1 protein-coding gene is annotated in these 20512 nt (G+C 74.7%); it reads left to right on the forward strand.

The annotated features are described in order from the left end of the window. Nucleotides 1-35: 35 nt before the first annotated feature. Nucleotides 36-20474 (forward strand): type I polyketide synthase, encoded by a 20439-nt coding sequence (locus FRAEUI1C_RS41180; RefSeq protein ID WP_071587957.1) that lies wholly within the window; start codon nucleotides 36-38, stop codon nucleotides 20472-20474. The last annotated feature ends 38 nt before the right edge of the window (nucleotides 20475-20512 follow it).

Consider the following 20512-nt stretch of genomic DNA (forward strand, 5'->3'; position numbering starts at 1 on the left):
CCGGGAAACCTTGGGCAGGGTCGGTGAATAGAGCGATGGGTGAGTCGCGGCGCGCTGCAACAGAAACGACGGCGGAGACCGAACCAATTGCGGTCGTCGGAATGTCGTGCCGGCTGCCGGGCGCCGCTGATCTCGACGCTTTCTGGCGCCTTCTGGAAAATGGCGGCGACGCCGTCACCGAGGCACCACCCGGCCGCTGGGAAGGCGTTCCTGAACCGTACCGCCGGGGTGGCTTCCTCGACCGGGTGGACGAGTTCGACGCCGACTTCTTCGGGATGTCGCCCCGCGAGGCCGCGATGACGGACCCGCGGCAGCGGCTGGCGCTGGAGCTGTCCTGGGAGGCGCTCGAGAACGCCGGAGTCCTTCCCGGGCAGCTGCGCGGGAGCCGAACCGGCGTGTACGTCGGCGCGATCGGGGACGACTACGCGACGGTGGTGCACCGCAACGGCGCGGACGACCTCACCTCGCACTCCATGACCGGACTGCACCGGAGCCTGATCGCCAACCGGGTCTCCTACGTCCTGGGGCTGCGCGGGCCGAGCCTGACCGTCGACAGTGGGCAGTCGTCGTCGCTGGCCTCGGTCCACCTCGCATGCGAGAGCATCCGCCGGGGCGAGTCGGCCTTCGCCCTGGCCGGTGGCGTCAACCTGAACCTCGCCGTCGAGAACGTCGTCGCCGCCATCAGGTTCGGCGGTCTGTCGCCGGATGGCCGGTGCCACACGTTCGACGCCCGCGCGAACGGCTACGTCCGGGGCGAGGGCGGCGCCGTCGTCGTGCTGGCGCCGCTGTCCAGGGCCCGCGCGGACGGCCTGCGGATCCACGGCCTGGTGCGCGGCGGGGCGATCAACAACGATGGCGGCTCGGACGGGCTCACCGTTCCCGACCGGGAGGCGCAGGAGGAGGTCCTCCGGCTCGCCTACCGGCACGCCCGGGTCGACCCGGGCGCCGTGCAGTACGTCGAGCTTCACGGCACCGGCACCAGGGTCGGCGATCCCATCGAGGCGGCCGCGCTCGGCGCCACCCTCGGAGCCGCGCGGCCGGCCGGAGACGCGCTGCTGGTCGGCTCGGCGAAGACGAACGTCGGTCATCTGGAGGCGGCGGCGGGCGTCGTCGGGCTCGTGAAGACGTTGCTGAGCCTGGACCGCCGCCGCGTCCCGGCGAGTCTGCACTTCGAGCGGCCCAACCCGGCGGTTCCACTGGACGAGTACCGCCTGCGAGTCAACACGGCGCTGACCGACTGGCCCGCGAACGGCGGCCCGCTGCTCGCGGGAGTCTCGTCGTTCGGCATGGGCGGCACCAACGTCCACCTCGTGCTTGAGCAGGCGCCGGAGGCCCATCCCGGCCCGGCGGGCGGTGCCGGGCCGGCACCGGCCGGCGAGGAGGGCGAGGTTGACGACCGGCCGGCGGTCGCGTGGCTGCTTTCGGCGCGGACGCCGGCGGCGCTGGCGCAGCAGGCCGCCCGCCTGGGTGCCGCGGTGTCCGGACGGGACGCGGCCGCGAGCAGCCCCGCCCGGGTGGCCGCGGCGTTGGAGCGTCGCACCGTCTTTCCTTACCGGGCGGCAGTGACCGGCGACGACCGGGACACTCTGGTAGGCGCGCTCGACGCGCTGGCTCACGGTCTGCCGGCTCCCCACCTGGCCACCGGCAAGGCTGCCCTGTCAGCCGACGCGCCACGGGTCGTGTTCGTCTACCCGGGCCAGGGATCGCAGTGGCCAGGCATGGCCGCCGGTCTGGCCGCGGCCGACCCGGTCTTTGCCCAGGCGTTCGAAGGAGCCACCGCGGCGCTAGCGCCCTACGTCGACTGGGACCCCGCCGTACTACTAACCGGCGACGACCCCGGCTTCGATCGGGTCGACGTCGTTCAACCCGCCCTCTGGGCCGTCATGATCGCCCTCACCACCTGGTGGCGCGCACACGGCATTGTGCCCGACGCCGTCGTCGGCCACAGCCAAGGCGAAATCGCCGCCGCCACCACCGCCGGAATCCTCACCCTCGACCAAGGCGCCCGACTCATCACCACCCGCGCCACCCTCCTACGCCGACTCGCCGGCACCGGCGGCATGCTCGCCATCCCCCACACCCCCCACACCATCCCCGACGGCCTGCACATCGCCGCCTACAACAGCCCCACCCACACCGTTCTCGCCGGACCCGTCGAACCACTCCACCAGGCCCTCGCCGACTACCAGCGACAAGGCATCCGCGCACGCCTCATCGACGTCACCTACGCCAGCCACACCCCCGCCATCGAACCCCTCCACGACGACCTACTCACCCAACTCGCGAGCCTCACCCCAAACCCCACCAGCGAAGGCGCCCCACGCTTCTACTCCACCCGCACCACCCAGATCCTCACTCCCAGCGACCTCACCCCCGACTACTGGTACGACAACCTCCGCCACCCCGTCCGCCTCACCCAAACCATCACCAACACCAGAAACGACGGCCACACCCACTGGATCGAAATCAGCCCACACCCCACCCTCACCACCCCCCTCCACGACACCCTCCACACCCCCGACACCCCAGACACCCCAGACACCACCAGCCCCGACCCGGTAGTCCTGCACACCCTGCGACGCGACCACGACACCCCGGCCCACCATTTGGCAGTCCTCGCGAACGCCTGGACCCACGGCCTCCCCGCACACTGGCGACGAACCGAGGCCAACCCAGCTCTCGACCTGCCGACCTACCCGTTCCAGCGCGAGCCCCATTGGGTAGCGCGGCGGCAGAGCCAGCCGGCCCCCTCGCTGGACGGCCCGGGCGCCGGGTCCAGTACCGCGACTCAGCCCGCCACCGCGATCCAGCCGGGCGCAGCGGCCGCACCCGAAACCGGGGGCACGCCGGGCTCGACGGGTCAGCCTGGCCGGGAGCCGGCCGGCGCGCTCGGTGCCTTCGCGGCGCTTCCCGACGGACCGCGCGCCGCGGCGCTCGCCAACCTGGTCCGCACGGGCGCGGCAGCCGTCCTGGGAGTCTCCGACCCGGCCACGATCGACGAGTCCCGCACCTTCAAGGACCTCGGCTTCGACTCGACGATGGCCCTCGAGCTGCGCAACCACCTGGCCGCCTCGACCGGCCTGCCGCTGCCGACCGGCCTGGTGTACGAGCGGCCGACGTGCGCGGCCGTCGTCGCGCTGCTCGACGCGGAGATCGCCGGCGATACTCCGGACGCGGACCGCGCCGAGACGACGGGCGGCTCCGACGAGCCGATCGCCATCGTCGCCATGAGCTGCCGGTACCCGGGCGGCGTGGAGTCGCCCGACGACCTGTGGCGGCTCGTCACAGCCGAGCGGGACGCGACGTCCGACTTCCCGGACAACCGGGGCTGGAATATCGACGAACTCATCGGAGCGGAATTCGGCGGGACGGAGCCGGGAACCGCGGTCCCGCTGCGCGGCGGATTCCTCGCCACCGCCGACCAGTTCGACAGCGACTTCTTCGGAATCAACGCCCGGGAAGCCGCCGGAATGGAACCGCAGCAGCGCGTGCTGCTCGAGACCGCGTGGGAGACGCTCGAACGGGCCGGTCTGGATCCGACCGGCCTGCGGGGCCGCCGTATCGGGGTGTTCGTCGGCGCGATGTCGCAGGAATACGGGCCCCGACTGCGGGAGTCGGCGGGTGAGCAGCGCGGCTATCTTCTCACCGGGAACGCGGCGAGCGTGGCGTCCGGCCGGGTGGCGTACACCTTTGGCCTCGAAGGACCGGCGCTGACCGTCGACACCGCGTGTTCGTCATCGCTGGTCGCCATTCACCTGGCCGCCCAGGCGCTGCGCAACGGGGAATGCACCCAGGCGCTGGCCGGTGGGGTGACCGTCATGGCCTCGCCCGGCATCTTTCTGGAGTTCGCCCGCCAGGGTGGCCTGGCCGCGGACGGCCGGGTGAAGTCGTTCGCCGCCGGGGCGGACGGCACGGCCTGGTCGGAGGGCGCGGGCCTGCTGCTGCTGGAACGCCTGTCGGACGCCCGCGCGAACGGCCACCGGATCCTCGCCGTGCTACGCGGCTCCGCCGTCAACCAGGACGGCGCCTCCAACGGCCTCACCGCCCCCAACGGCCTCTCCCAGCAACGGCTGATCCGCCAGGCGCTCGCGAACGCGCGGCTCACGCCGGCCGACGTCGACGCCGTCGAGGCCCACGGCACCGGCACGACCCTCGGCGACCCCATCGAGGCCGACGCGCTGCTGGCGACCTATGGCCAGCACCGATCTGACGACCAGCCGCTGTTCCTCGGCTCGATCAAGTCGAACATCGGCCACAGCCAGGCAGCGGCCGGCGTCGCCGGCGTCATCAAGATGGTCATGGCACTACGCCACGCCACCCTCCCCCGAACGCTGCACGTCGACGCGCCCACCCCGCACGTCGACTGGGCCACCGGGCAGGTGGAGCTCCTGACCGACTCGATGCCCTGGCCCGACCGGCACCGACCGCGGCGCGCCGCCGTGTCCTCCTTCGGCATCAGCGGCACCAACGCCCACCTCATCCTCGAACAGGCACCCCTCACGGACAGCACCGCGCACGTCGAGGTCGCGGCCCCACCGAATACCCCGACGTCCTGGGTCCTGTCCGCCAAGACCCCCGCCGGGCTGCGCGAACAGGCCGCCCAGCTACACGCGGCCCTCACCGACCGGGCGGACGCGACCCCGTCCGCCGTGGCCACCACCCTGCATCGCCGCAGTGCCTTCGCGCACCGCGCCGCGATCACCGGCACCCACCAGCCAGACCTCCTCGCCGGCCTGCGGGCACTCGCCGAGGACCAGCCAGCCACCCAACTGACCGTCGCGCACAGCAGCCGGCTGACCAGCCCTCGCGTGGTGTTCGTCTACCCGGGCCAGGGCTCCCAATGGCCAGGCATGGCCGCCGGCCTCGCCACAGCCGACCCGGTCTTTCACCAGGCATTGGAAGAAGCGACCACGGCACTCGCGCCCTACGTCGACTGGAACCCCGCCACGCTCCTCGACGGCCACGATCCAGGCTTCGACCGGGTCGACGTCGTCCAACCCGCCCTCTGGGCCGTCATGATCGCCCTCACCACCTGGTGGCGCCAACACGGCGTAACACCCGCCGCAGTCGTCGGACACAGCCAAGGCGAAATCGCCGCCGCAGTCACCGCAGGAATCCTCACCCTCGACCAAGGCGCCCACCTCATCACCACCCGCGCACACCTCCTACGCCAACTCGCCGGCACCGGCGGCATGCTCACCATCCCCCACACCCTCACCCCCGACGACATCCCCGACGGGCTGCACATCGCCGCGCACAACAGCCCCACCAACACCGTCCTCGCCGGACCGACCGAACCACTCCACAAAGCCCTAGCCCACTACCAGCAACAAGGCATCCGAGCCCGCCTCATCGACGTCGACTACGCCAGCCACACCCCCGCCATCGAACCCCTCCGAGAAGAACTCCTCACCCAACTCGCAGGCCTCACCCCTAGTCCCATCGCCGACGGCAACCCACGCTTCTACTCCACCCGCACCACCCAGGTCGTCGACCCGAGCGACCTCACCCCCGAGTACTGGTTTGACAATCTCCGCCACCCCGTCCACCTCACCGAAACCATTACCAACACCCAACAAGACGGCCACACCCACTGGATCGAAATCAGCCCACACCCCACCCTCACCACCGCACTACACGACACCCTCGACACCAACACCCCAACCACCCCCGACCCCGTCGTCCTCCACACCCTGCGACGCGACCACGACACCCCCACCGACCATCTGACAGCCCTCACCACCGCCTGGACCCACGGCCTGCCCACCCACTGGCGGTCAGCCGAAACCAACCCAGCACCGGACCTCCCTACCTACCCCTTCCAGCGCCAGCGCTACTGGCTCAACCCCCCACCCGCCACCAGCCAGGTCAACCCCGACAGCCATCCCTGGATCACCCACACCACCGAGCACCCCGACGGCACCCACCACCACACCGGCCACCTCGACCCCGCAGACCACCCCTGGCTCACCGACCACACCATCGCCGGAAACCCCATCCTCCCCGCCACCGCCTACCTCGACCTCACCCTCCACGCCCTCCAGAACACCCCACACCACATCGAAGACCTCACCCTCCACACCCCGCTCCCCACCGACCAGCCCATCGACCTCCACCTCACCCACACCCCCACCGGCCCACCCACCCTCACCATTCACAGCCGGCCCACCGACAGCGCTCAGCCCTGGACCCACCACGCCACCGCCACCCTCACCAACAGCAGCCAGACCCCACCGCCAAACCCCGACCAAACCTGGCCACCCCCCAACACCCAGACCCACGACCTCACCCACGCCTACCAGCAGCTCGACGCCGCCGGCTACCACTACGGCCCGACGTTCCAGAACCTCCACCAGCTCTGGACCGACCCAAGCCGGACCACCCACCACGCCCACATCCGACTCCCCGACACCCTCACCACCGCCGGGCACACCCTCCACCCCGCGCTCCTCGACGCGGCCCTCCACCCGGTCCTGCTGGCCTGGTACGAGCTGAGGCACGACACAGCGGCCGACGAGCTCCTCCTGCCCTTCTCGCTGAACGGCGTCCGCCTGTACGCCACCGGCCCGACGGAGGCCTACGTCCTGCTCACGGCCACCGGGCCGACGACGTTCCGCGTCGAGCTCCGCGCCCTCGACGGCGCGCCGATCGCGACGATCGACTCGGTGGCGTTCCGTCCGACCGCGAGCTCGGCCCTGTCACGACCCGGCGGCGACGACCAGTTCGCCCTGGGATGGTCGCCGGCCGCGGCGCGGGCCGAACCCGCCACGACCGCGACAGACAGCTGGGCCGTGCTGGGCGGGCGTCTTCCTCTCTCGGTGCCGGCGAGATACCAGGACCTGGCCGACCTTCGTTCCGCGCTGGACTCCGGCGCGGCGGCACCGACCGTCGTCATCGCCGACCTCAGCGACTCGGCAGGGAGCCGGCCTTCCGACCCCGAGCCGGCCAGCGCCGAAGCAGCCCAGGCGGCGACCTCGGCCGCGTTGCGCCTGTTGCGCGACTGGCTCGCCGACGAGCGGCTGGTGGCCGGCGACCTGGTCGTGGTGACCCGGGGCGCGGTGCGGGTCGACCCGACCGGCGCGCGGCCAGCCGGCGACGAACCGGTCGACCCCGCGCAGGCCTCCGTGTGGGGCCTGGTCCGGTCGGCTCAGCTGGAGCATCCCGACCGGGTTGTCCTGCTCGACGTGGACGGCACGGCCGCCTCGCTCGACGCGATGCCGGCCGCCGTCTCGGCGGCGCTGCGTGAGCGGGAGTACCAGGTCGCCCTCCGCGAGGGCCGGACTCACCATGCGCGGCTGCGGACTCGGTCCCGAGACTCGCTGGTGGTGCCACCGGGTGCGGTGAGCTGGCGGCTGACGGCGTCGGACGAAGGCACCCTGGCCGGTCTGGCCCTGAACGCGGCGCCAGCGTCGACGCGAACCACTCCTCAGGCCGACAAGCCGGAAGACCTGGAGACGGGCGCCCCGGAGACGGCCGACCTGAGGCCGGACGGTCTGGAGCCGGACGAGGTCCGCATCGCCGTGCGGGCGGCGGGCCTGAACTTCCGCGACGTCCTGATCGCCCTCGGGGCCTATCCCGATCCGGCTGTCCTCGGGTCCGAGGCCGCCGGCGTGGTGACGGCCGTCGGTTCGCGGGTCGAGGCGTTCGCCCCCGGCGACCGGGTGACCGGGCTGGTCCCGGAGGCCTTCGGCCCGTCCGGAGTGACCGACCAGCGGCTGCTGTTCCGGATCCCGGACGGCTGGACGTTCCGCGAGGCGGCGGCGGTCCCCGTCATCTACCTCACCGCCTACTACGGGCTCGTGGACCTGGCCGGCCTGCGGGCGGGGCAGCGAGTGCTGGTGCACGCCGCGGCCGGCGGTGTCGGAAGCGCGGCCGTGCAGCTCGCCCGTCAGCTGGGCGCGGAGGTGTTCGCCACGGCGAGCCGGCCGAAGCACGCCGGCCTGCGCGAGGCCGGCCTCGACGGCACCCACCTCGCCGACTCCCGCACGCTGGAGTTCGAACGGCAGTTCCTCGACGCGACGGCGGGCGAGGGGATGGACGTCGTCCTGCACTCGCTGGCCGGCGCGCACACCGACGCCTCGCTGCGGCTGCTCCCACGCGGAGGCCGGTTCGTCGAGCTCGGCAAGACCGACCGCCGCGACCCCGCCGAGGTCGCCGCCGGTCATCCGGGCGTCGACTACCTGCCGTTCGACCTGCTGACGGTGCCGGCGGAGCGGATCGCGGCGATGATCCGCGAGCTGGTGCCGCTGTTCGAGCGCGGGGTGCTGAGCCCGCCGCCGGTCACCTCCTGGGACGTCCGCGACGCCCCGGCCGCGTTCCGTCAGCTGCAGCAGGCTCGTCACGTGGGCAAGGTCGTCCTCACGGTTCCCACACCGCTCGACCCATCCGGCACGATCTTGATCACCGGCGGAACCGGCACACTGGGCGCCCAGGTGGCCCGGCATCTCGTGACCGCGCACGGGGCACGCCAGCTACTCCTGGTCAGCCGACGCGGTCCCGACGCGCCGGGAGCCGCCGACCTCGCCGACGAGCTGCGCGCGCTCGGCGCGACCACCACCGTGGTCGCCGCCGACCTCGGTGACCTCCAGGCCACCACGCAGGTACTGGCCGCGGTCGCGCCAGACCACCCGCTCACCATGGTGGTTCACGCGGCCGGTCTCCTCGACGACGCCACGGTCGCGGCGCTCACGCCCGACCAGCTCGCCTCGGTCTTCCGCGCGAAGGCCGACGCGGCCTGGCAGCTGCACCGCCTGACCGCCGGGCTGGACCTCAGCGACTTCGTGCTGTTCTCCTCGGCGACCGGCGTGCTCGGGTCGGCGGGCCAGGCCAACTACAGCGCCGCGAACAGCTACCTCGACGCGCTCGCGCTGCACCGCCACGCCCACGGGCTGCCCGCGACGTCGATGGTCTGGGGGCTGTGGGCGGCGGCGAGCGGGATGACGGGGCATCTCGCCGGCCGGGACGTCACCCGGCTGCGGCAGACGGGGCTTGCTCCGCTGTCGACGGCACGGGCTCTGGCGCTGTTCGACGCCGCGCTGGCCGGAGCCGAGCCGGTGCGGCTGACAGCCGCCCTCGACCTGGCCGCCGTCCGGTCCCGCGCCCGCGTGTCGTCGGACGAGGTTCCGGGAACGTTCCGCGAGCTTGTCCGGCCGCCCGTCCGAGCGGTGGCGCCGGCCCGCACCTCGCCCGCCGCCGGGGGGGCCGAGGCGGGGGCCGGTCAGCCCGGCGCCGACTGGCCGCGTCAGCTGGCCGCGCTGCCGGCGGGCGCGCGGCACGACCATCTCCTAGGCCTGCTCAGCGCGCAGGCGGGGGTGGTGCTCGGCCGCCAGCTCTCCGCCCGCGGCGAGCGCGGCCGCGGCTTCAAGGAGCTGGGTTTCGACTCGCTGACCGCCGTCGAGCTGCGCAACCGGCTGGGCGCCAGCACGGGACTGCGCCTGCCGACGACGCTGGTGTTCGACCACCCCACCCTCGGCGACCTGGCCGGTCATCTGCTGTCGCGCATGTTCGAGGCCACGGACGAGGCGGTCTCCGATGACGCGGCCGCCGGCCCGGCGGGGCTGGACGACCGAGCCGTGCCGGTCGCCTCACGAGGCCGGCGCCTGGCCGGGCGCCCCGCGGCGGACACCGAGGACGACCCGATCGCGATCGTCGCCATGGCCTGCCGCTACCCGGGGGGTGTCGCCTCCGCCGACCAGCTCTGGGACCTGGTGCGCGGCGAGGTGGACGCGATCGACGAGTTTCCCCTCGACCGAGGCTGGGACCGCGACCTGTACCACCCCGCTCCCGACCACCCGGGCACCTCCTACGCCCGCACCGGTGGCTTCGTCTACGACGCCGACCGCTTCGACGCCGAGTTCTTCGGCATCAGCCCGCGGGAGGCGCTGGCGACCGACCCGCAGCAGCGGCTGCTGCTCGAACTGGCGTGGGAGACGCTGGAGAACGCCGGCGTCGATCCGACCGGCCTGCGCGGCAGCCAGACGGGGGTCTTCGCTGGCGTGATCGCCCAGGGTTACGGCGGCCAGGCGCCCGACGCCCTGCGCCCCGAGGGCTACCTGCTCACGGGCGGGACGACGAGCGTGGCGTCGGGCCGGGTGGCGTACACCTTCGGCCTTGAGGGCCCGGCGGTCACCGTCGACACGGCCTGCTCCTCGTCGCTGGTGGCCATCCACCTCGCCGCGCAGTCACTGCGCAGCGGCGAGTGCGACCTGGCGCTCGCCGGTGGCGTCACGGTGATCGCGACGCCCGAGGTCTTCGTCGAGTTCAGCCGGCAGCGCGGCCTGTCCCCCGACGGGCGCTGCAAGGCATTCGCCGCGGGCGCGGACGGCACCGGCTTCGCCGACGGCGCCGGGCTGCTCCTGCTCGAACGGCTCTCCGACGCCCAGGCCGCCGGTCATCCGGTCCTCGCGCTGCTGCGCGGCAGCGCGGTGAACTCCGACGGTGCCGCGAGCGGACTGACCGCCCCCAACGGACCCTCGCAACAACGGGTCATCCGCCAGGCACTCGCCCAGGCAGGGCTCTCGGCGCCCGACGTCGACGCCGTAGAGGCCCACGGCACCGGCACCACCCTCGGCGACCCCATCGAAGCCCAAGCACTCCTCGCCACCTACGGCCAACGACCCACCGACCAACCCCTCTACCTCGGCTCCATCAAATCCAACATCGGCCACAGCCAGGCAGCAGCCGGCGTCGCCGGCGTCATCAAAATGACCATGGCCCTGCGCCACGCCACCCTCCCCAGAACACTGCACGTCGACGCATCGACACCCCACGTCGACTGGACGGCGGGACAGGTCCAGCTCCTCACCGCAACCACCCCCTGGCCCGACCAGCACCGGCCCCGCCGCGCCGCCGTCTCCTCCTTCGGCATCAGCGGCACCAACGCCCACCTCATCCTCGAACAGGCCCCCGAGGTCAGCGGCGGTGCCGTGTCCGTCGGGTCCTCCGACGGCCCGGACGAGGGCCCCACACCCGGCGCGCCAGCGGTCTGGCTGCTGTCCGCCCGGACCGACACGGCGCTGCGCGCCCAGGCGCGGGCGCTGCGCGCGGCGACGACGGGGACGGGGATGGCGGTGCGCCCCGCCGACGTGGCGTTCGCGCTGGCCACCGGCCGCGCGCGGCTGGACCACCGCGCCGCCCTGCTCGGCCATGACCTCGCGGCGCTGCACGCCCAGCTCGACGCCCTCGCCGCCGGTGGGCCGGCCACCGACCTGGTCGTCGGGAACGCGGCGGCGCCCGGGCGGACCGCGTTCCTGTTCAGCGGCCAGGGAAGCCAGCGCCTGGGCGCCGGTCGCGGCCTCTACCGGGCGTTCCCGGCCTTCGCGACGGCGTTCGACGAGGTCTGCGCGCACCTGGACCCGTACCTGCCCCGGCCGTTGCGTGATGTCGTCTGGGCGGCCGACGACCCCGCGGCCAGGGCCGACCTCGGCCAGACCGTGTTCACCCAGCCCGCGCTGTTCGCGCTCGGCGTCGCGCTGCACCGGCTGCTGGCACACCACGGCGTGACGCCCGACTACGTGGCCGGCCACTCGGTCGGCGAGCTGGCCGCCGCGCAGGCCGCGGGCGTGCTCGGTCTTGCCGACGGCGCGCGTCTGGTCGCGGCCCGCGGCCGTGTCATGCAGGCGACGCCGCCGGGCGCGATGGTCGCGATCGAGGCCGACGTCGAGCAGGTGCGGGAGTCGCTGGCCGGGTATGGCGACTCGGTCGCGGTCGCGGCGGTGAACACGCCGGGGGCGACCGTCGTGTCCGGGCAGGCTGGGGCGGTCGCCCGGGTGGCCGCCGGCTGGGCCGAGCGGGGCCGGCGCACCCGTCCGCTGGACGTCAGCCACGCCTTTCACTCCCCGTTGGTCGACGGCGCGCTGGACGAGCTGGCCGAGGTCGCCGCCTCGCTGGACTTCCACGCTCCGGCGGTGCCGCTCGTGTCGACGCTGACCGGCCGGACCGCCTCGGGCGGCGAGCTCGCGGACCCCCGGCGCTGGGCCGACCAGGCACGGCACGCCGTCCTGTTCGCCGACGCCGTGCGGACCCTGCGCGCGTCCGACGTCACCACGTACCTGGAGCTCGGTCCGCGACCGAGCCTGGCCTCCGCCGTCCACGAGACGCTGGCCAGCGCGACCGGTGCCACCGGCCCGACCGCGGTGGCCGCGGCGCTGCGTCCCGACCGCGACGAGGTCACGGCCTACCTCAGCGCGCTCGCGGTGCTGCACACCAGGGGAACGGCGGTCGACTGGCCAGCGATCGTCAGGCCGCCGCAGGTCCGCCGGGTCGCGCTGCCGACCTATCCGTTCGAACGGCGCCGGTACTGGCTGGGCCCGGACCCGGACGCGCGTTCCGCCGGCTCGCGGGCCAGCACGGACGAGGCGGCCACGGCCTCAGCGCCGTCGTCCGGCGAGACCCGGCTGTGGGACGCCGTGGAACGCAACGATTTCGCGACCGTGGCGGCCGAGCTGCGACTCGGCGCCGGCGAACCGCCGCCGCGCGAGGCGGTGGACCTGCTGGTGCCCGCCCTCGCCGCGTGGCGGTCTCGGGACCGCCGGGCGACGACCGTCGCCTCGTGGCGCTACTCGGTCGAGTGGCAGCCGGCCGGCGACCTCGGCGAGCCGGATGTCGCGGGCGACTGGCTGCTGGTCACGCGGGACGACCCGGCCGACGAGGAGTCCACGGACGGCCCGGTGGTCTCCGCCCACGTCGCGCAGGTCGAGCGGGCCCTCGCCGAACACGGCGGAACGGTTCGCCGGGTGGTGGCGAGCCGAGGTCAGGATGCCGACCGGGCTGGCCTGGCCGCCGACATCCGTTCGGCGCTGGCCGAGTCGGGCGACGGGGACGGCCGCGCGATCCGGGGGGTGCTGTCCGCGCTCGCGCTCGGGGCGCCGGCGGGCACTGACGGACGGTTCCCCGCGACCGAGGCGAGCCTCGCACTGGTACAGGCCCTGGCGGACGTCGGGCTGGCGGCGCCGTTGTGGCTCCTCACGGCGGGAGCCGTCAGCGTCGGCAGGTTCGAGCGGGTCGCCAGTCCGGCGCAGGCGCAGGTCTGGGGCCTTGGCCGCGTCGTCGGGCTGGAGCTGCCGCGCCGCTGGGGTGGGCTCGTCGACCTGCCCGGCAGTGGCACCGAGGCCGGCGGTAACACCTCGCGGGCGCGGCGGAACATCGCGCTGGCGCTCACCGGGGCGCGGGGTGAGGATCAGGTCGCGCCGCGCGCCGCCGGCCTGTACGTCCGGCGCGTCGTACGCGCGGCGGCGCCTGTCGCCGCTCCCGCCGCCGAGCCCGGGACGACGGACGGCTGGCGGCCGCGCGGAACCGTTCTGGTGACGGGCGGGACCGGCGGTCTAGGCGCGCAGGTCAGCCGATGGCTGGCCGCGGCCGGCGCCAGCCACCTCGTTCTCGTCAGCCGGCGCGGGCCCGCCGCCCCTGGCGCCGACGCGTTGCGCCAGGAGATCGCCGCGTTGGGCGCCGAGGTGACGGTCGCGGCCTGCGACCTCGCCGACCGGGCCGCGCTCGCCGGCCTGGTCGCGGGGGTCCAACGAGACCTTGGGCCGATCAGCGCGGTCGTGCACACGGCCGGGGTGGCGCAGTGGGGTCCGGTGACCGACCTGACGGCGGCCGAGCTGGCCGAGGTGAGCGCGAAGGCGACGGCGGCGTCGGTTCTGGACGAGGTGCTGGGCGACCAGCCGCTGGACGCGTTCGTGCTGTTCTCGTCCATCGCCGGAGTGTGGGGCAGCGGCGGCCAGGCCGGCTACGCGGCCGCCAACGCGCACCTCGACGCGGTCGCGCTGGCCCGGCGCGCCGACGGCCGGACGGCGACCTCGATCGCCTGGGGACTGTGGGACGGCGCCGGCATGGGGGCGCACGGCGAGACGGGCGAGCGCGTCCGCCACCACGGAATCGGCGCGATGGCCCCCGAGCTGGCCCTCGACGCGTTGCGGCAGGCGGTCGACAGCGGCGAGCCGTGCGTCGTCGTCGCCGACATCGACTGGGCGCGTTTCCTGCCGGCGTTCACCGCGGCCCGCCCGCGGCCGCTGTTCGACGGCCTCGCGGCAGGCGGCCACCCGGCAGGCGGCCCGGCGTCAGCCGGCCATCCGGCCGGGCACCGGGCGGACCATCGCGGCGACGGGCCCGGCAGCGACGCGACGAGCGGGGCGGCTGTCGAGGCGCTGGAGCGCCTCCGGGCGCTCCCGGCGCAGCGGCGCGACGACCAGCTGCGCCAGCTGGTCGTCGCGCACGCCAGCGCCGTCAGCGGCAGGCTCGCGGCCGGCGGCGAGGCCGGTGGCCGCGAAGCGACCGTCGACCGGGCCTTCAAGGACCTCGGGTTCGACTCGCTGATGTCGGTCGAGCTGCGCAACCGCCTCGCCGATGCCACGGGCCTCGCGCTGAGCACGACGGCGGCCTACGACCATCCGACCCCGGCGGCGCTGGCCGGCCATCTGGGCGAGCTGATCGCCGCCGACGCGCCCGGGCCCACCGTCGACGCCGCGGACAGCCAGGCGGTGACCCGCGTTCTGGCGGCCGACGAACCGATCGCCGTGATCGGCATGGCCTGCCGGTACCCCGGCGGCGTCACGTCCCCCGAGGAGCTGTGGCGGCTGGTCGCCACCGGCACCGACGCCACCTCGGACTTCCCCGCCGACCGGGGCTGGGACCTCGACCACCTCTTCCATCCCGACCCGGATCATCCCGGCACCTCCTACACCAGCCGGGGCGGGTTCCTGCGGGACGCCGGCGACTTCGACCCGGCCTTCTTCGGCATCAGCCCGCGTGAGGCGCTGGCGATCGACCCGCAGCAGCGGCTGCTGCTCGAGCTCGCCTGGGAGACGCTGGAACGGGCCGGCATCGACCCGGGCTCGCTGCGCGGCGAGTCGACCGGCGTCTTCGCGGGCACCTGGGCACAGGACTACGGCGGCGGCATGACGCCCGGGGGCGGGACCGACCTCGCGGCTGACGTCCCCATGGGCGTCGCGGCCACCACGCACGGGGCCGGGGTCGAGGGCTTCCGGGTCACCGGCGGCGCCACGAGCGTCACGTCCGGCCGGATCTCCTACACCCTGGGCCTGACCGGCCCCGCGATGACCATCGACACGGCCTGCTCCTCGTCGCTCGTCGCGGTCCACCTGGCCAGCCAGTCGCTGCGGGCGGGCGAGTGCTCGCTCGCCCTGGCCGGCGGGGTGACGGTGATGGCCGCGCCGGGCGGATTCGTCGAGTTCAGCCGGCAGCGCGGGCTCGCGCCCGACGGCCGGTGCAAGCCGTTCGCGAGCTCGGCCGACGGCACGAGCTGGGGCGAGGGCGCCGGCCTGCTCCTGCTCGAACGCCTGTCCGACGCCCGGCGCAACAACCACCGCGTGCTGTCGGTCGTGCGTGGCTCGGCGGTGAACTCCGACGGCGCCAGCAACGGGCTCACCGCTCCCAACGGCCCCGCCCAGGAGCGACTGATCCGACAGGCCCTCGCCAACGCCGGTCTCGCCCCGGGCGACGTGGACGCGGTGGAGGCGCACGGCACCGGCACCGTACTCGGCGACCCCATCGAGGCCCGCGCGCTCGTCGCCACCTACGGCGAGGGCCGTGGCGCGGACCGGCCGCTGCTGCTCGGCTCGGTCAAGTCGAACATCGGCCACACCCAGGCGGCGGCCGGGGTCGCCGGCATCATCAAGATGACGGAGGCGATGCGGCACGGCGTGCTGCCGGCTTCGCTGCACGCCGGTGAGCCGACGCCGCATGTCGACTGGTCCGCCGGCACCGTCGCGCTGCTCGCCGAGGCGACGCCCTGGCCCGCCACCGGGCGGCCCCGCCGGGCCGCGGTGTCGGCGTTCGGGATCAGCGGCACCAACGCCCACCTCGTCCTGGAGCAGCACCTCGAACCGGGCATCCCCGCTGACTCCGAGGGCGTGCCCGGCCAGGAGCCGGACCCGCGGCCGGCGGCGCCGTGGCTGGTCAGCGCCCAGTCCTCGGCGGCGCTGCGAGCCCAGGCAGCGGCATTGGCCGACCACCTGCGGACGCACCCGGCGCCGACCGGGGAGGTCGCGCGGGCGCTGCTCACCACTCGGCACCCGTTCCGGTTGCGGGCGGCGGTGCGCGGCGAGACCTTCGAGGACCGGCTGGCCGAGCTCGATCGCCTGGCCAACGGCGAGGAAGATCCCCGCACGGCCGTCGGCGACGCGCGGGCCGCGGCCGGGGCGACCGCGTACGTGTTCACCGGGCAGGGCAGCCAGCGCCCAGGCATGGGTCGTGAGCTGTACCAGGCGTTCCCGGTGTTCGCGGACGCGTTCGACGCGGCGTGCGCCCACCTCGACCCGCACCTCGAACACCCGCTGCGCGAGGTGATGTGGGCGCGGCCGGGCTCCGAAGCGGCCGGCCTGCTCGGCCGGACCGAGTACACCCAGCCAGCCCTCTTCGCGTTCGGCACCGCCATGTACCGGCTGCTCGAACACCATGGCGTCACCGCCGACCAGCTGGCCGGCCACTCGATCGGCGAGATCACCGCGGCGCACCTCGCGGGTGTCCTGACGCTGCCGGACGCCGCCCGCCTGGTCGCCGCCCGCGGCCGGCTGATGCAGGCGGCCCGCGCCGACGGGGCGATGGTCGCGCTGCAAGCCAGCGAGTCCGAGGTCCAGGAGAGCCTGGCCGAGGCCGCCGGCGCCGAGCTCGCGGGCGACGGCGGCGGCCCGGGCCGCGTCGACATCGCCGCCGTCAACGCGCCGGCCGCCGTGGTGATCGCCGGCGACGCCCCTGCGGTGGAGCGAGTGGCGGCCCACTGGGCCGGGCGCGGCCGCAAGACGCAGCGCCTCGCCGTCTCGCACGCCTTCCACTCGGCGCACATGGACGGCGTGCTCGCCGACTTCGGCGCCGTCGCGGCGGCCCTGACCTACCGCGAGCCCGCGGTGCCGGTCGTGTCGACGCTCACCGGGGCGACCGCCACCCGGCTCACCGACCCGCGCTACTGGGTCGAGCACGCCCGCGGGACGGTTCGGTTCCACGACGCGGTGCGCACGATGCGCGCCGCCGGTGTCACCGCGTTCGTCGAGCTCGGACCGGACACGGTGCTGTCGGCCCTGGTGCTTCAGACCGTTCCCGCCGACGCGCCGGGGCCGCAGGCGCCATCCGGCGACGAGCCGGTGCTCGCCGTCTCGACCAGCCGGGCCGAGCACGCCGAGCCCGAGGCCTTCACGGCGGCGCTGGCAGCCCTGCAGGTCAACGGCAGGCCCGTCGACTGGACCGACCAGCTGCCGGGCCCGTCAGCGGCGCCGCCGCTGGAGCTGCCGACGTACCGCTTCGACCGGCAGCGGTTCTGGCTGGCCCCGGCCGCGGTCCGCCCCCGGGCGGAAACCGGATCCAGCGCCGTCGACCACCCGCTCGTCAACCGGATGATCGAGCTTGACGACGGCGGCGTGCTGTTCACCGGCGAGCTGTCGGTCCGCTCGCAGCCGTGGCTCGCCGACCACGTGGTCCTCGGCAGGGTCGTCGTGCCCGGGGTCACCTTCGTCGAGCTCGCGGCGTGGGCCGGACGCCTGGTGGGCTGCCGCCGCATCGACGAGCTGACCCACGAGTCCCCCCTGGTGCTCGGGGACGACCAGGTCGTCGGCCTGCAGCTCCGACTCGGAGCCGGCGACGACGACGACCGGCGCACGCTGGCGCTGCGCTGCCGGGCGGCCGGGACGGGCCGGCCCGAGGACGCCCCCTGGATTCCGCTCGCCCACGGCGTGCTCAGCCGGCTGGCGTCCGGGTGGGACGACGCGGAGTGGGACGGCGCCGACTCGCCGGCGCACGCGCTGCGCGAGCCGACCGGCTGGCCGCCGGCCGGCGCCACCGAACTGCCGACCGAGGTCTTCTACGACCGGCACTTCGACCGCGGTCTCTACCAGTGGGGACCCGTGTTCCGTGGTCTGCGGCGGGCCTGGCAGAGCGGCGACGACGTCTACGCCCACGCCCGGCTCGCCGATGACCCGCGGGCCCTGGCGGGCGCGTTCGACCTGCAGCCCGCGCTGTTCGACTCGACCATGCACGCCCTCGATCTCGACCTCAGCGGCCGGAGTCTGACGCCGCTGACGGCCGACCGCGACCAGGACACCGAGCGCCCCCGCATTCCGTTCACCTGGAAGGGCGTGAGCATTCACGGCCGGGGCGCGACGTCCCTGCGGGTCCGGCTGGCGCCCGCCGGCTCGGGCGGGACCGCGGTGACGGTCGCCGACGAGGACGGCCGGCCGGTGGCGACCGTCGAGTCGGTCGTCATGCTGCCGATCTCGGCGCAGCAGTTGCGCGGTGCTCTCGCGGCCCGTCATCAGTCGCTGTTCCACCTGGAGTGGAAGGCGCTGCCGCTCGCCGACGGCCCGGCCCGGCTCGCCGGCGCGGCCGTGCTGGGCAGGCCGCCGGCGGGCTGGGCGGACGACGCGGCCGCGCCCGCCGAGGACCTCACCGCGCTGCTGGCGCGGGTCAGGGCCGGCCTGGCACCACCCGAGCGCGCCGTACTGTTCCTTCCGCCTGTCCCGCTCGGACCCGGGGGCCCGATCTCCGGCCCGTCCGGATCGCCGGAGGCCTCGGCCGGCGCCCCGGAGTTCCCGGCGACGGTCCGGGCGGTGACCGCGGAGGTCCTCCAGGTCGTCCAGGCCTGGCTGGCCGAGCCGGCGGTCGCCGGATCGCACCTGGTCATCGTGACCGAGGGGGCACTCGCCGTCCTCCCGGACGACAAGGTGCCGGACCTCGCCCACGCCCCGGTCTGGGGGCTGCTGCGCAGCGCCCAGACCGAGCATCCGGGCCGGTTCACCCTGGTCGACCTGCCACCCCGGCTCCGCGACGTCGACGGCGCCCAGGCCGCGGGCACCGGGTCCATCGGCACCGAGTCCATGGGCACCGAGTCCATGGGCACCGAGTCCATGGGCACCGAGTCCGCGGGCGCGGCCGAGGCCGCCCGGCCGGCGCCGAGCGCCCCGGGGCTGCTGGCGGCGGTCGTCGCCGCCGCGCCCACCGGGCGGGAGCCGCAGGTCGCCGTGCGCGACGGGCAGGCCTACGTTCCGAGGCTCGCCCGGCTGCCACTGTCCGAGCCAGGCGAGGAGCCGTCCATCGACCCGACGCTCCCGGCTGGTAGCGGAACCGACGGTTCGGCCCTCTCCGCGTGGGCGGCCGGCGCGGTGCTCGTGACCGGCGGCACCGGAACCCTCGGCGCGCTGCTGGCCCGCCACCTCGTCGAGCGGCACGGCGCACGGCACCTCGTCCTCGTCAGCCGCCGGGGCGCCGACGCCCCGGGAGCCGCCGAGCTGGCCCACGCGTTGACCGGCCTCGGCGCGGAGGTTCGGGTGGCCGCCTGTGACGTCAGCGACCGGGCCGCCCTGGCCGCCCTCGTCACCGAGGTGCACCAGGCCCACCCGTTGACCGCCGTCGTGCACACGGCCGGGGCGCTGGACGACGCGATCCTGACGGCCACGACGGACGGCCACCTGGACGCGGTGCTGCGGCCCAAGGCCGACGCGGCGTGGCACCTGCACGAGGTGACGAGGGATCTCGGCCTGGCGGCGTTCGTGGTGTTCTCCTCGGCCTCCGGCCTCCTGGGCGGTGCCGGCCAGGCGGCCTACGCGGCGGCCAACACGTTCCTCGACGCGCTCGCCCAGCACCGGCGCTCCCAGGGCCTGCCGGCGACGTCCCTGGCCTGGGGGCTGTGGGGACCGGCGAGCGGCATGACCGGGAACCTGACCGACGCGGACCGGGCCAGGATGCGCCGGGCCGGACTCGTGGCGATGGAGCCGGACCAGGCGCTCTCGCTCTTCGACACGGCGTCGGCGGCCGGCCAGACCCTGCTGATGCCCGCGCGCCTCGACCCGGACGGGATGCGCGGCGAGGCGGCCGCGACCGGTCTGCTGCGGGATCTCGTCCGATCGTCGATCGCGGTGGCACCACCACCCGCCGACCGGCGGGACGGGCTGGTCGAGCGGATGGCGGCGCTGCCGCCGGCCGAGCGCCGGGTCCAGGTGCTTCGCCTGGTCGCCACTCAGCTCGCGGCGGTCACCGGTAGTCCCGCCACCCAGGCCGTGGCGCCGGCGCTGCCATTCCGGGACCTCGGATTCGACTCCCTGATGGCGGTCGAGCTGCGTAACCGCCTCGCCGGTGCCACCGGCCTCGCGTTGCCGGCCACGGTCGCCTTCGACCACCCGACGCCGAGCGAGCTCGCGGACTTCCTCGTCTCCCAGCTACCCGTCCCCGCCGGGGCGGGTGCGACCGCCGGCAACGGGAACGGCGGCCCGCCCTCCCGGACCGGCGCCGGGGACCGGCCGGATCTGTCGGACGACGCGATCCGCTCGGCGCTGGCGGCGATCCCGCCGCACCTGCTGCGCGAGGCCGGTCTGGTCGAGGAGCTGCTGCGGCTGGCGGGCCGGGACGGGCCGGAGCGGCGGGAACCCGAGGTCGACGGGGCACGGATCGACGACATGAACGCGGACGAACTGATCAGGCTCGCGCTCGACCTTGACGGGGCGGGCAGTGCCACGGGCATCGAGGACTGAGGGCGGACCGGAGATGACGGACAGCTCGTCGGACAGCG

Source organism: Pseudofrankia inefficax, from assembly GCF_000166135.1.
GTDB lineage: Bacteria > Actinomycetota > Actinomycetes > Frankiales > Frankiaceae > Pseudofrankia > Pseudofrankia inefficax.

Coding starts and splice junctions, on each gene's coding strand:
- FRAEUI1C_RS41180 (WP_071587957.1), top strand. CDS start 36: ATGGGTGAGTCGCGGCGCGCTGCAACAGAAACGACGGCGGAGACCGAA.